The organism is Extensimonas soli (assembly GCF_029211265.1).
Taxonomy (GTDB): Bacteria; Pseudomonadota; Gammaproteobacteria; order Burkholderiales; family Burkholderiaceae_C; genus Extensimonas; species Extensimonas soli.
Genome location: NZ_JARGEL010000030.1, coordinates 38,642 through 52,183 on the forward strand (window position 1 = coordinate 38,642; position 13,542 = coordinate 52,183).

At 66.2% G+C, this 13,542-nt stretch carries 12 protein-coding genes; all 12 read left to right on the forward strand.

Annotation, left to right across the window (positions count from 1 at the left end; genetic code table 11):
• The first annotated feature begins 2 nt into the window (after positions 1–2).
• Positions 3–3,551, forward strand: a complete 3,549-nt coding sequence (gene smc, locus PYV55_RS14075; RefSeq protein WP_275852393.1) for a chromosome segregation protein SMC — start codon at positions 3–5, stop codon at positions 3,549–3,551.
• A 22-nt stretch (positions 3,552–3,573) separates the two neighbouring features.
• Positions 3,574–4,803, forward strand: a complete 1,230-nt coding sequence (locus PYV55_RS14080) for a cell division protein FtsZ (protein WP_275852395.1) — start codon at positions 3,574–3,576, stop codon at positions 4,801–4,803.
• Positions 4,804–4,843: 40 nt separating this feature from the next.
• Complete coding sequence (ligA, locus tag PYV55_RS14085; RefSeq protein ID WP_407066811.1) at positions 4,844–6,934, forward strand: NAD-dependent DNA ligase LigA; 2,091 nt, start codon at positions 4,844–4,846, stop codon at positions 6,932–6,934.
• Between the two features lie 90 nt (positions 6,935–7,024).
• A complete protein-coding gene (locus PYV55_RS14090) occupies positions 7,025–7,552 on the forward strand; it encodes an SDR family NAD(P)-dependent oxidoreductase (RefSeq protein WP_275852400.1) in 528 nt (175 codons plus the stop codon).
• Positions 7,549–8,601, forward strand: a complete 1,053-nt coding sequence (locus PYV55_RS14095) for an IS481 family transposase (RefSeq protein WP_275852402.1) — start codon at positions 7,549–7,551, stop codon at positions 8,599–8,601. The genes PYV55_RS14090 and PYV55_RS14095 overlap by 4 nt, the downstream gene beginning before the upstream one ends.
• Before the next feature lie 75 nt (positions 8,602–8,676).
• The gene (locus PYV55_RS14100) at positions 8,677–9,285 is read left to right on the forward strand and encodes a sll1863 family stress response protein (RefSeq protein WP_275852405.1); all 609 of its coding nucleotides are present in this window, start codon (positions 8,677–8,679) and stop codon (positions 9,283–9,285) included.
• A gap of 48 nt (positions 9,286–9,333) precedes the next feature.
• Complete coding sequence (locus PYV55_RS14105; protein WP_060092220.1) at positions 9,334–10,041, forward strand: hypothetical protein; 708 nt, start codon at positions 9,334–9,336, stop codon at positions 10,039–10,041.
• A 302-nt stretch (positions 10,042–10,343) separates the two neighbouring features.
• Positions 10,344–11,012, forward strand: coding sequence for a DUF2238 domain-containing protein (locus PYV55_RS14110; protein WP_275852412.1), 669 nt, complete (start codon positions 10,344–10,346; stop codon positions 11,010–11,012).
• A gap of 20 nt (positions 11,013–11,032) precedes the next feature.
• Complete coding sequence (gene plsY / locus PYV55_RS14115) at positions 11,033–11,692, forward strand: glycerol-3-phosphate 1-O-acyltransferase PlsY (RefSeq protein WP_275852424.1); 660 nt, start codon at positions 11,033–11,035, stop codon at positions 11,690–11,692.
• A gap of 26 nt (positions 11,693–11,718) precedes the next feature.
• Entirely contained in the window at positions 11,719–12,120 is a 402-nt protein-coding gene (locus tag PYV55_RS14120; protein WP_144733991.1) for an RNA-binding S4 domain-containing protein, read from the forward strand.
• A 239-nt stretch (positions 12,121–12,359) separates the two neighbouring features.
• Positions 12,360–13,130 (forward strand): ABC transporter ATP-binding protein, encoded by a 771-nt coding sequence (locus PYV55_RS14125; RefSeq protein WP_275852414.1) that lies wholly within the window; start codon positions 12,360–12,362, stop codon positions 13,128–13,130.
• 1 nt (position 13,131) lies between these two features.
• The coding region (locus PYV55_RS14130) for an ATP-binding cassette domain-containing protein (RefSeq protein ID WP_275848642.1) at positions 13,132–13,542 on the forward strand (411 nt) is incomplete at its 3' end.

Below are 13,542 nucleotides of genomic sequence, written 5' to 3' on the forward strand. Positions count from 1 at the left end.
CCATGCGCCTCACCTCGATCAAGCTCTCCGGCTTCAAGTCTTTTGCCGAGCCCACGCACTTCGCGCTGCCGGGCCAGCGCGTGGGCGTGGTGGGGCCGAACGGCTGCGGCAAGTCCAACATCATGGACGCGGTGCGCTGGGTGCTCGGCGAGAGCAAGGCCAGCGAGCTGCGCGGCGAGTCCATGCAGGACGTGATCTTCAACGGCACCACCACGCGCAAGCCCGCGAGCCGCGCGAGCGTGGAGCTGGTGTTCGACAACGCCGACCAGCGCGCGGGCGGCCCCTGGAGCCAGTACGCCGAGATCGCCGTGCGCCGCGTGCTCACGCGCGAGGGCGGCAGCAGCTACTTTCTGAACAACCAGCCCGTGCGCCGGCGCGACGTGCAGGACGTGTTCCTGGGCACGGGCCTGGGGCCGCGCGCCTACGCCATCATCGGCCAGGGCACCATCAGCCGCATCATCGAGTCGCGCCCCGAGGAGCTACGCCTCTTTCTCGAGGAGGCCGCGGGCGTGTCCAAATACAAGGAGCGCCGGCGCGAAACCGAAAACCGCCTGGCCGACACGCGCGACAACCTGGTGCGCGTCGAAGACATCGTGCGCGAGCTCGGCGGCCAGCTCGCGCGGCTCGAAGCGCAGGCCGAAGTCGCGCAGCGCTACCAAGCGCTGCAGGCCGCCGCCACGCTGCGCCAGCAGCAGCAGTGGTTTTTGAAGCGCGCCGAGGCCGCGGCCGAGCAGGAGCGCGTGCGCGCCGAGGGGCTGCAGGCCATGAGCGGGCTCGAGGCGCGCACGGCCGAATTGCGCCAGGTCGAAGCGGCGCTCGAAGCGCTGCGCCAGTCGCACTACGCCGCGGGCGAGGCCTTGAACCAGGCGCAGGGGCAGCTCTACGAGGCTTCGGCCGAAGTGGGGCGGCTGGAGGCCGAAATCCGCTACGTGGTCGAAGGGCGCGCACGCGTGGCGCAGCGCCTGGCCACGCTGCAGGAGCAAATCGTGCACTGGGAGCAGCGCGCGCAAGAGGCCGCGCAAGAAGGTGAAGACCTCGCCGCACAGATAGACGCAGCGCAGGAGCAGGCCGCGGTGCTCGAAGCGCAGCTGGCAGAGCAGGCCGAGCAATTGCCCGCGCTCGAAGAAGCCTGGCGCGCGGCGCAGGCGCGCGCGGGCGAGCAGCACCGTGCCGTGCTGCAGTTGCAGCAGCAATTGCAGCTGCTTGCGGCCGAGCAGCGCAGCCTGGGCGAGCAAAACCGCCAGCTCGACTTGCGCCTGGAGCGCTTGCACGGCGAACAGCGCCAACTCGCGCCGCCCGACGAGGCGCAGCTGCAAGCCCTGCGCACCGAGCACGAGACGGTGCAAGAGGCCGCAGCACAGGCCGAGGCGCGCCTGGCCGAGTTGCAAGACACCGTGCCCCAGCGCGACGCCGAGCGGCAGGCGCAGCAGCAGGCGGTGCAGGCCGAGGCCGCGCACCAGGCCACGCTCGCCGCGCGCCTGGCAGCGCTGCAGGCAGTGCAGGAAAAGGTGCAAAGCGGCGGCAAGCTGCGCCCCTGGCTCGCGCGCCACGGGCTCGACGGCCTGCCCGCGCTGTGGCAGCGCCTGCACATCACGAGCGGCTGGGAAAGCGCGCTCGAAGCCGCGCTGCGCGAGCGCCTGGGCGCGCTCGAAGTCGGCCAGCTCGACCGCGTGCATGGTTTTTTGGGCACAGCGGGCGCGGCCGGCAAGGCGGATAAGGGCGAAGGCCCGCCCGCGCGCCTGGTGTTTTTCAGCCCGCCGCCCGCGCCCCGGCCGGCCGCAGCAGCCACGCGCGCGCGCCTGTCGGACCTGCTGCGGCTGCACGACCCTGGGCTGCAGGCCGTGCTGGCCGACTGGCTGCACGGCTGCTACACCGCGCACACGTTGGCCGAGGCGCTCGCACAACGAGAGCAGCTCGCATCTGGCGAGCGCATCTACCTGCCCAGCGGCCACGCCGTGAGCGCGCACAGCGTGGACTTTTACGCGCCCGACTCCGAGCAGGCCGGGCTGCTCGCGCGCGCGCAGGAGATCGAGCACCTCGAAAAAGAACTGCGCGCCCAGGCCATCATGGGCGAGCAGGCGCGCAGCGCGCTCGTGCGTGCCGAGGCTTTGTATGCCGAGGCGCAGCAGCAGCTCGCGGCTGCGCGCCGCACCGCGGCCGAGGCGCAAAAGCAGGCGCACGCGCTGCAGGTGCAGCTCGTGCAGCGCACGCAGCAGGCCGAGCAAAGCCGCACGCGCAGCGCGCAGATCGCCGCCGACCGCGCCGAGCTCGAAGCGCAGCGCGCCGAACTGCAGGAGCGCCAGGCCACGGCGGAGGCGCGCTTCGAGGAGCTCGACCTGCAGCTGGCCGAAAGCCAGGAACGCGAGGCGCAGCAGGCCGAGCGCGTGCGCGCAGCCGAGCTGCGCTGGAGCGCCGCGCGCGAGCAGCAGCGCGGCCTCGAGCGCCAGGCGCAGGAGGCGGACTTTGCCCAGCGCAGCCTGGAGGCGCGCCGCGCCGAGCTCGCGCGCGCCTACGACACCGCGCAGCAGCAGCTGCGCGCGCTGCACGCGGAGCTGCAGCGCGCCAACGACGAGCTCGCGCGCCTCTCGGACGCGGCGGCGCAGGGTGGACTGCAGCAGGCGCTCGAACAAAAAAGCGCGCGCGAGCAGGCGCTGGCGGCGGCGCGCAGCGCCTACGACGAACTCACGCAGCGCCTGCGCGCACACGACGAACGCCGCATGCAGCTCGAACGCGCGCTCGATCCGCTGCGCGCGCGCATCACCGAGCTGCAGCTCAAAGAGCAGGCCGCGCGCCTGGGGCTGGAGCAGTACGCCGGCTTGCTGGCCGATGCGCAGGCCGACATGGATGCGCTCGCACACTCCGTCGCCGAAGGCCCGGTGCGCCTTGCGGGCCTGCAGCCCGAAATCGAGCGCTTGCAGCGCGAGATCGCGGCGCTTGGGCCCGTGAATCTGGCCGCGCTCGAAGAGCTCGCCGCCGCGCGCGAACGCAAGCAGTTTTTGGATGCGCAGACGGCCGACCTGAGCGCGGCCATGCAAACGCTCGAAGACGCAATTCGCACCATCGACGCCGAAACACGCGAGCTGCTCTTGGGAACCTTCGACGCCGTGAACACGCACTTCGGCCGCATGTTCCCCGAGCTTTTCGGCGGCGGGCAGGCGCGGCTCATCATGACGGGCGACGAAATCCTGAACGCCGGCGTGCAGGTGATGGCGCAGCCGCCGGGCAAGAAAAACCAGACCATCCACCTGCTCTCGGGCGGCGAAAAGGCGCTCACGGCGATTGCGCTCGTGTTCGCGATCTTCCAGCTCAACCCCGCGCCGTTTTGCCTGCTCGACGAGGTCGATGCGCCGCTCGACGACGCGAACACCGAGCGCTATGCCAAACTCGTGACCCGCATGAGCCGCGACACGCAGTTCCTGTTCATCAGCCACAACAAGATCGCCATGGAAATGGCCGAGCAATTGGTGGGCGTGACGATGCAGGAGCAGGGCGTCTCGCGTATCGTGGCGGTCGATATGGAGTCGGCCCTGTCGCTGGCCGACGCGTCCTGAACCAAACCCATTTTTTGCACCCATGAGCACATTGCAATGGAGCCTCGCGATCATCGGCGGCCTGGTGCTGGCCGTGCTCGTCGCCTACAACGCCTGGACGCTGCGGCGCAACGCCCCGCGGCGCGCGCAGACACCGCCTGATGCGGACAAGGACCCGCCCCCCCGCGCCACTCCGGTGGACTTTGCGGCGGACTTTGCGGCAGATTCCGGTGCCATGGGCAACGAGGGAACGGAGCAGGGCGCCGCACTGGCGGGCGAGCCCGACCTGCGCCTGGAGCCCGTCTTCGACGCGGCGCTCGCGCCCGCCGACTTCCACCACGGGCTCGAGCACGGCCCCGACCCGGCCAGCCACAGCGTCGATGTGCGCGATGCGCTGGCCGAACCCGTGCGCCCGGTGCCTGCGCCCATTCCCCCGGGGCTGGTGGCGGAAAGCCGCTTTGCGCTCGATGCACTGATAGACGCGATTGCGCCCTTGCAGCCCGAGCACGAAGTCACGGGCGAAGCCGCATTGGCCGCCATGCCGCCCACGCGCCGCGCCGGCAGCAAGCCCTTTGCCATCGAGGGCCTGAACGCCGCCACCGGCCTGTGGGAGCGGCCCGCGCCGGGGCAGCGCTACCAGCGTTTTCAGGCCGGTGTGCAGCTTGCCAACCGGCTCGGCGCGCTCAACGACATCGAGTTTTCGGAGTTCGTTGCCAAGACGCAGGTTTTTTCCGATGCCGTGAGCGCCATGCCCGACTTTCCCGACATGCGCCACGAGGTCGCACGTGCGCGTGAGCTCGACCAGTTTGCGGTCGAGCACGACGCGCAGCTTGCGTTTGCGCTGCGCGCGCGCAGCACGGCCTGGAGCCCCGGCTACGTGGAGCAAAACGCCGTGCACCTGGGCTTCGTGCCCAGCGCGATGCCGGGGCGCATGCTGCTGCCCGCAGCGCCGGGCCTGCCGCCGCTCTTGACTTTGGGCTTCGACATGCAGGCCGCGCAGGCTGAGGACTTGGATCAATCTGCCCTCTGGGAGCTCACGCTGAGTCTGGACGTGCCCCAGGTGGCGCCCGCCCAGCAGCCCTTTGCGCGCCTGCGCGAAGTGGCCACGGCGCTGTGCGAAGCCATGGACGGCGTGCTGTGCGACCAGGAAGGGCACCCGCTGCCGACCATGGCGCTGGACGCCATCGCCGCCGACCTCGAGGCGCTCTACGCGCAGCTTGCCGCACGCGACCTGGCGGCGGGCTCGGCGCTCGCGCGGCGCCTGTTCAGCTGAGCAGGGGCGGCGCGCGATGCCAGGAAATAAAGAGCCTTTTTTGGCCTCAACGCAGGAAGATAAAGCGCAGGCAGCTATCAAAATCAAAGAATTGCGCGAACGCCTGGAGCGCTGGGCGCGGCTGTATTACGTGCACGATGCGCCCGAAGTGCCCGACGCCGAATACGACCGCGCGTTCCAGCAGCTGCAGGCGCTCGAGGCCGCATTCCCCGAGCTCGTCACGCCCGACTCGCCCACGCAGCGCGTGCTCGGCGAGGTCAAGCAGGGGCTGGAGCCGGTGCGCCACAGCGTGCCCATGCTCAGCATACGCACCGAAACCGACACCGGCCCTGGCGCCGCGCTGGCCTTCGATGCGCGCGTGCGCCGCGAGCTGGGCCTTGGCGAGGCCGATCCGCCCGTGGAGTACGTGGCCGAACCCAAGTTCGACGGCCTCGCCATGAATCTGCGCTACGAGCATGGCCGCCTCGTGCTCGCGGCCACGCGCGGCGACGGCGAGGTCGGCGAAAACGTCACGCACACCGTGCGCACGATCCGCCAGATACCGCTGCTGTTGCCTGCGGGCGTGCCGCCGCTGCTCGAGGTGCGCGGTGAGGTCTTCATGGCGCGGAGCGACTTCGACGCGCTCAACGAGCGCCAGCGCGCGCTTGGCGGCAAGACCTTCATGAACCCGCGCAACGCCGCCGCCGGCGCCGTGCGCCAGCTCGATGCGCGCATCACCGCGCAGCGCCCGCTGCGCTTTTTTGCCTACGGCACGGGCGCGCTCACCCCGCCCGAGGACGGCGGGCCCGACTTCAGCACCCACTACGCGCTGCTGCAAACCCTCAAAAAATGGGGATTCCCGGTCTCGGAGCACGTCAAGACTGCGCAAGGCGCTTCTGAATTGGTAGCGTACCACGCTGCCATGGGCGCCCTGCGCGCGCAGCTGCCCTACGACATCGACGGCGTGGTGTACAAGGTCAACCGGCTCGACTGGCAGCGGCGCCTGGGCTTCGTCACGCGCGAGCCGCGCTGGGCCGTGGCGCACAAATACCCGCCGCAAGAGGTGGTCACGCGCGTCGAGGGCATAGACGTGCAGGTCGGGCGCACGGGCAGGCTCACGCCGGTGGCGCGGCTTGCGCCCGTGCTTGTGGGCGGCGTCATGGTGACCAACGCCACGCTGCACAACCTGTTCGAGCTGCGCCGCAAGAAGGTGCGCGTGGGCGACCCGGTCATCGTGCGCCGTGCGGGCGACGTGATCCCCGAAGTCGTGGGCGTGGTGGCGCAGCCGTCCTCGGCGGCACCTGCACGCCCCCGTTACGTGCCCAACTTCCGCATGCCGCGCCAGTGCCCCGTGTGCGGCAGCGCCGTGGTGCGCGAAAAAGGCGAGACCGACCACCGCTGCACCGGCGGCCTGTTCTGCCCCGCGCAGCGCAAGCAGGCGCTGCTGCACTTTGCCCAGCGCCGCGCCATGGACATCGAGGGCCTGGGCGAAAAGCTGGTCGATCAGCTCGTCGAAGGCGGCAGCGTGCAAACCGTGGCCGATCTCTACCGGCTCGACCTGCCGACGCTCGCCAATTTAGATCGAATGGGCGAAAAGTCGGCGCGCAATCTTCTCGAAGCGCTAGAAAAATCGAAGCAATCGAGCCTGCCGCGCTTTGTGTTCGCGCTCGGCATACGCCATGTCGGCGAGGCCACGGCGAAAGATTTGGCGCGCCATTTCGGCAGCCTCGATGCGATCATGGACGCCTCGGTCGAACAATTACGCACAGTACCCGACGTCGGCCCGGTGGTCGCGCACAGCATCCACATGTTTTTCGCGCAGCCGCACAACCGCGAAGTGATCGCGCAACTGCGCGCCTGCGGCATCCGCTGGCCCGAGGGGCCCCCGGCGTCTGCCCATACCGCCGCCGTGCCGCCGCTCGCCGGCAAGACCGTGGTTCTGACAGGCACCCTGCCCACGCTGAGCCGCGAAGCCGCCAAAGAGCTGCTCGAAGCCGCAGGCGCCAAGGTCAGCGGCTCGGTGAGCAAAAAGACCGACTACGTCATCGCCGGCGCCGACCCCGGCAGCAAACTCAGCAAAGCGCAGGAACTGGGCGTACCCGTGCTCGACGAAGCAGGGCTGCGCGCGCTGCTGGCCGCTCGGGCGGAATAGCACCGGCTTAGGTCATGGCTGCGCCTACAATGGTTTCGCTCTTTTGAGCGTTTGTTCAAACTACCTCAAACTACCGATCCAGGAGGTGCCATGAAGCGCGTGCAAGACAAAGTCATTCTCGTCACCGGCGGGGCCATGGGCATGGGGCAGACCCACAGCGAACTGCTCGCCGAGCAAGGCGCATGGGTGTTTGCCGCCGACCTGAACCAGGAAAAAGGCCAGGCCGTGGTCGAGGGCATACGCAAGAAGGGCGGCAAGGCCGACTTCCTCAAGCTCGACGTGACGCAAGAGGCCGACTGGAACGCCGCCATCGCGCAGATCATCGAGCGCGCCGGGCGCATCGACGTGCTCGTGAACAACGCCGGCATCCTGATCATGAAGCCCGTGCAGGACACCACGAACGACGAGTGGGACCGCATCTTCGCCGTCAACGTGCGCGGCGTCTTCGTCGGCACGCGCGCGGTGATTCCGCACATGCAAAAAGCGGGCAAGGGCAACTGTCGCATCCCCGACGATTGTATAGACTCCCGCCGCTACCCCCTGTTCATGGCTCGTGCCGTTTTGCAAGCCCTGATTGAGGAACATGAGCAAGCCAGCAAAGGAGCCCGTACACCATGATGATCGCCTTGCACAAAAACGCCCGCACCACCCCAGCAATACGCGCCGAGATCGCCGCCAGCCAGGAAAGCGCACGTGTGCTCGCCCAGCGCTACGGCGTCACCGAGGCCACCATCTACAAGTGGAAAAAACGCGATACCTTCGTCGATCGCTCCCACACCGCACACCGCCTGCAGACCACCTTGACGCCAGCGCAGGAAGCGGTCGTCGTGCACCTGCGCCGCAGCCTCTTGCTGCCTCTCGATGATCTGCTTGCGGTCACCCGGGAGTTCCTGTGCCCCAAGGCCTCGCGCTCAGGGCTTGATCGCTGCCTGCGCCGCCATGGCGCAGGCAATCTGCGTCAGCTCATGCCGGCGAGCCCCAAGCCCCAGCACAAAGCCTTCAAGGCGTATGAGCCAGGGTATGTGCACATCGATGTGAAATACCTGCCGCAGATGCAGGACGAGACCCGCAGGCGTTATCTGTTCGTGGCCATAGACCGTGCCACCCGCTGGGTGTTTGTGGCGATCAAGAAAGACAAGACGGCAGCCAGTGCGCGCAGCTTTCTCAAAGCGCTCTCCAAGGCGTGTCCGATCAGGATCAGCAAGGTGCTCACCGACAACGGCAAGGAGTTCACGGATCGCCTGTTTGCCTCCAGAGAGCGCCAGCCTACGGGCGAGCATGAGTTTGACCAGCTGTGCCAGGAGCTGGGCATAGAGCATCGCCTGACCAAGCCCAGAACGCCCAAGACGAATGGGATGGTGGAACGCTTCAACGGCCGCATCGCTGATGTGCTCAAGACGCACCACTTTCATAGCGGGGAGGACTTGGAGCAGACTTTGTTGCGGTATGTGCAGCTCTACAACCACCACTTGCCCCAATCAGCCCTGCAGAGCAAGACGCCTATGCAGGCTATACGTGGGTGGTACGATTCACACCCTCATTTGTTCCATCGGCGGCCTTATGATCGTCCGGGACTGGACAGCTACGCCGAGGTCATGTTCCTGGATGACCCAGACTTCCTTGGATTGCAGCAAAAGTTGAAACCTGCTGACTGTTCGTCCTGCTGATGACGGCGCGGACAAGAAAACAGGCCCCTCCCTTTTTGATTCCATCAATCGCTCTCAACTGAAAGGAAATACATCATGACTCTCCAATCCTACGCACACCAAACCATCGCATGGGTGAAACAACGCCTCGATGAGGCCGATGCCATTCTTTCCGAGGTCGAAAAATCGGCCGCCGATATCAAGGAGGATGCCCGCAAGCAAGCCGACGCAGCCCGCGCACGCCTCGCGGCATCCCGCGCGAAGCTGCAGCAGTACTACGATGATCTGCGCGCCCAAGCGGACACCGCGAAGCAGGAAGCGGGCGAAATTCAGGACAAGCTCGAAGCCGAATGGATCGAGGTCGAGTCCGCCCTTCAGCAGTTTGTCGCCACGACCGGCGATCAGGTGAAAACCACGCGCAGCATCGTCGTCGTCCGTGCGCACGCACAGCGGGAAGCGTGGCAAAACTCCCTGAAGGATTTGCGTGGCCAGGCGGCTGATGCCGTCGAGAAGGCCCGCGGCGAACTCGATGCCGCGTTCGATCACCTTTCCGCCGCGGCCGACAAGTTCCAGGCGCGCATCGGCGAGGTCAAGGACGCCGGCGATGAATCCTGGCGTGCCGTCAAGCAGGGGTTCACCAATGCCAAGGCAGCTCACGACGTCACGGTCCAGAAGATCAAGGATGCCTTTTCCAAGGTTCTTTGAACGTAGGCGCCACGTTGCTTTTACTTTGGCTTATCAGGAGAAATCACCATGAAACTTCGCTTTTCCACAATCGCCTTGGCGCTGCTTGCTCAGACAGCGTTGCTGTCAGCTCCTCCCGCCTTGGCACAGAATGCAGAAGCACAGGCCGATTCAGCCGCCGCACAGAAGGAGCCCTCAAGGGTTCACCAAGCACTGGCGTGGTCGCAGGATCGGCTGGCCCAGCTTGATGCCAACATTACTGCCCTGGAAAAAGACGCCAGCAGGCTCCGGGGCGAGGCGCGCACCAAGGCCGATGCGGCGTTGGCGGACCTGCGCAAGCAGCGGGATACCTATCGCCACCGGGCTCAAGATGCCGCAGCCAACGCAAAGAACTGGAGCGATGCCCAGATCGCCGAAGCACGTCAGGCACTTGACAACGATTGGGCCACCTTCCAGGCCACCCGAGACAAATATCTTGAGGAAAGCAAGGCCAGCATCGCTACGCAGCGTGCCGTACTGGAGGCGGAACTGAATGCGCAGCAGAAAGCGCTTGCTGGATTGCGTGCCGACGCGGCCAAGCTCGCGGCGGATCAGCGCGCAGCCATTGAAGGGCGTATTGCTGCACTGAATGCAGATGTGGAGGAGACCAAGGCCCGGGTCTCGAAAGCCTCGTCCGAGGTATGGGAGACCACGAAAAAGAGCTATGGGGAAGCCCAGCGGCTTTTCTCCGAAACCTATGCGTCTATCCGCCAGTCCATCGACGAGGCCAAAAAGTAATTTCCCTAATGCCGGAGACGCAGGCATGTCCTGCGCATTCTCGTCTCTGGCGCATGTGCAGATGCATGGGAAGGTGACAGCCGGAAAATTCTATTGAAGGGGAAAGGCGATGAATCTGACAAGTGAAATCAAAGCCCTTGGCGTAGAGATCGCCGAGCAAGCTCGCCAACGGACGAAGCCGCAAGATGAAGCCCCGCCCCCCACCGAAGAAGTGAGCTGCGTCAGCGAAGCACGTTCTCAATTACACCAGGTAATTGGGGTCAGATTCCAATTCCGGTTTCATGATCGCAGTGTCCGCGTGAATGGTCAAAGCGCATCCCGCCGTCCATCAGGTTTCGAAGGGCAAGCGTTGCCAAACGGCGCGGCGGCCTTTTCGTGAGAACAGGCCGCTGCACGGGATGGTGCTGTGGCTGGCAGTTTTGTGGGTGCTTACGGCGATTGGGCCACGCTATCCGCGCGACTGGCTGCTGGAAAACCTGCTGGTGTTTGCATCCTGCGGCCTGCTCGCGCTGACGTACCGGCGCTTTGCCTTTTCCAACCTCTCCTACGGTCTGTTTACCGTGTTTCTGTCGCTGCATCTGGTCGGTGCGCACTACACCTACGCCGAAGTACCGCTGGGTTTCTGGCTCCAGCGCGCGCTCGGACTCTCGCGCAACCATTACGATCGCATCGTGCATTTCGCTTTCGGCCTGCTGCTCGCCTATCCGCTACGCGAGCTGCTTTTGCGCGGCGGCGGCTTGCGGCGCAGCTGGTCTTATGGCATGGCGGTGGTGACGGTGGCGGGCCTCAGCGCTGGCTACGAGGTGATCGAAGCCGTCGCCGCGATGTTGGTGGAGCCACAACTCGGCGTCGCCTATCTGGGCACGCAAGGGGATATGTGGGACGCCCAGAAAGACAGCCTGCTGGCCATCGTCGGTGCCGCACTCGCGATGCTGTGCGTGCGGTTTTGTCCTTGGAAGAGATTCGTGTGAACGCTCCGCTTTCTTTTTTACTGCCCCTTTTGGCCGTCGTTTTGGCCTATTTGATCGGCTCTTTGTCTTTCGCCGTGCTCGTCTCGCGCACCCTGGGGCTGGACGATCCGCGCACCTATGGCAGCGGGAACCCCGGCGCGACCAACGTGCTGCGCTCGGGCAGCAAGGCCGCTGCCGTCGCCACGCTGGTGCTCGACGCCGCCAAGGGTTGGCTGCCCGTGGCGCTGGTGCGTTGGTGGGGCAAGCCCTACGGACTCGAAGAGGGCACGCTGGCGCTGGTGGGGCTGGCGGCTTTTCTCGGGCATTTGTGGCCGGTGTTTTTCCGCTTCCAGGGCGGCAAGGGCGTGGCCACGGCGCTCGGGGTGCTGCTGGGCGTGAGTGGCTGGCTGGGCCTGGCGGTGGCGCTGACCTGGGTGCTCGTGGCGCTCGTGTCGAGCTATTCCTCGCTCGCGGCGCTGATAGCGGCAGTTTGCGCGCCGGCTTATTACCTGCTGCTCGACGGCGTGCTCTGGAATGCCGACAGCCGTATCGCAGTCGCCATAGGCGCCATGGCTTTGCTGCTGATCTGGCGGCATCAGGAGAACATCGAGCGCCTGTTGCAGGGGACGGAATCGCGTTTGGGCCAGTCGTCCAAGGGCGGCAGCAGTACGCCTGGCGCTGACCACACGCATCGGCGTTGAGTATGTCCACGCAAGCGCTACCAGGCATGCGCCTGGACAAATGGCTCTGGTGCGCACGCTTTTACAAGACGCGCGGCCTTGCCGTCGAAGAAATCCACAAGGGCCGCGTCAGCGTCAACGGCCAGCCGGCCAAGCCCGCGCGCGAAGTGCGGCCCGGCGACACCGTGCTGCTGCGCCAGGGGCCGGTGGTGCGCGAAGTCCTCGTGCGCGCGCTCAGCAACCAGCGCGGGCCGGCCGCAGTGGCGCAGCAACTCTACGAAGAAACCGCACAAAGCCTCGCCACCCGCGCGCAAGCCGCCGAGCAGCGCCGCCTCGCCCCCGAGCCTGCCGCCAGCCTCAGCGAAGGCCGCCCGACCAAGCGCCAGCGCCGCGATTTGGAGCAGCTACGCAGTTGGGGCGACCGCTGGAGTGCATCGATCGACGGCTGATTGCTTTTAGATTTATAGCTTCTTGCGCTTACCAGTATGGCCTTAAGTGGCAAAAAGACCATTATTTCTCAGGCACAAGTTTGTGCCGCGCCATCCGCATTTGCCCCAATGCGGCTTTGCAGCAAAAGCCGTTAGGATGCGCGCTACCGTTGGCAAGGGCCGAGTCCAGGCCGTGCATCTTGCCCTGCCTGCGGGGCGCAAGCCAATCTTTCCACCCCCCACGGAGTAGCCAAGGCGCCATGAGCGACGTCATCCTCGAAACCCGCAAGCTGACCAAGGAGTTCAAGGGCTTCACCGCCGTCAGCCAGGTCGATCTGGCCGTGCGCAGGGGCTCCATCCACGCGCTGATCGGCCCCAACGGCGCGGGCAAGACCACCTGCTTCAACCTGCTGACCAAGTTCCTCGAACCGAGCTCGGGCAGCATTTTTTTCAACGGCCACGACATCACGGCCGAGAAGCCCGCACAGATCGCGCGGCGCGGCGTGATCCGCTCGTTTCAGATCTCGGCGGTGTTCCCGCACCTCACGGTGCTCGAAAACGTGCGCGTGGGTCTGCAGCGCAAGCTCGGCACCGAATTTCACTTCTGGCGCAGCGAACGCACGCTGGACCAGCTCAACGACCGCGCCATGCAATTGCTTGCCGAGGTTGGTCTTGAAGATCTGGCCGACGAGATCACCGTGAACCTGCCCTACGGCCGCAAGCGCGCGCTCGAGATTGCCACCACGCTGGCCATGGAGCCCGAGCTCATGCTGCTCGACGAGCCCACGCAGGGCATGGGCCACGAGGACGTCGATCGCGTCACGCGCCTGATCAAAAAGGTCTCGGTAGGGCGCACCATCCTCATGGTCGAGCACAACATGAAGGTGGTCTCGACGATCGCCGATCGCATCACCGTGCTGCAGCGCGGCGCCGTGCTGGCCGAGGGTGCGTATGCCGAGGTTTCGAACGATCCTCAGGTGATGGAGGCCTACATGGGCACGACCGATGGCCAACTGCAAGGAGCGCACTGAGATGGTCGCGACCCTATCCCCTCCCGCGCCAAGCGTTGCACGTACTGCGGCTGGTAAGTCCGGGGCGCCTGCGCTCGAAATCGGCGGCCTGCACGCATGGTACGGCGAATCGCACGTGCTGCACGGCGTCGACATGCGCGTGGAGCACGGCGAGGTCGTCACGCTGCTCGGGCGCAACGGCGCCGGGCGCACGACCACGCTGCGCGCCATCATGGGCCTGGTCGGTGCACGCAAGGGCTCGATCAAGATCAACGGCACCGAAACCGTTCACTTGCCCACCTACCGCATTGCGCACCTGGGTGTGGGTTACTGCCCCGAGGAGCGCGGCATCTTCTCGAGCCTGAGCTGCGAAGAAAACCTGCTGCTGCCACCGGTGCTCAAAACCGGCACGCCCGGCATGTCGCTCGATGAA

Bases quoted from the DNA above. Each gene is read 5' to 3' on its own strand.
- PYV55_RS14110 (WP_275852412.1), top strand. From the start codon at position 10,344: ATGGTCAAAGCGCATCCCGCCGTCCATCAGGTTTCGAAGGGCAAGCGT.
- PYV55_RS14090 (WP_275852400.1), top strand. From the start codon at position 7,025: ATGAAGCGCGTGCAAGACAAAGTCATTCTCGTCACCGGCGGGGCCATG.
- PYV55_RS14100 (WP_275852405.1), top strand. From the start codon at position 8,677: ATGACTCTCCAATCCTACGCACACCAAACCATCGCATGGGTGAAACAA.
- PYV55_RS14095 (WP_275852402.1), top strand. From the start codon at position 7,549: ATGATGATCGCCTTGCACAAAAACGCCCGCACCACCCCAGCAATACGC.
- PYV55_RS14080 (WP_275852395.1), top strand. From the start codon at position 3,574: ATGAGCACATTGCAATGGAGCCTCGCGATCATCGGCGGCCTGGTGCTG.
- PYV55_RS14120 (WP_144733991.1), top strand. From the start codon at position 11,719: ATGCGCCTGGACAAATGGCTCTGGTGCGCACGCTTTTACAAGACGCGC.
- PYV55_RS14105 (WP_060092220.1), top strand. From the start codon at position 9,334: ATGAAACTTCGCTTTTCCACAATCGCCTTGGCGCTGCTTGCTCAGACA.
- smc (WP_275852393.1), top strand. From the start codon at position 3: ATGCGCCTCACCTCGATCAAGCTCTCCGGCTTCAAGTCTTTTGCCGAG.
- PYV55_RS14125 (WP_275852414.1), top strand. From the start codon at position 12,360: ATGAGCGACGTCATCCTCGAAACCCGCAAGCTGACCAAGGAGTTCAAG.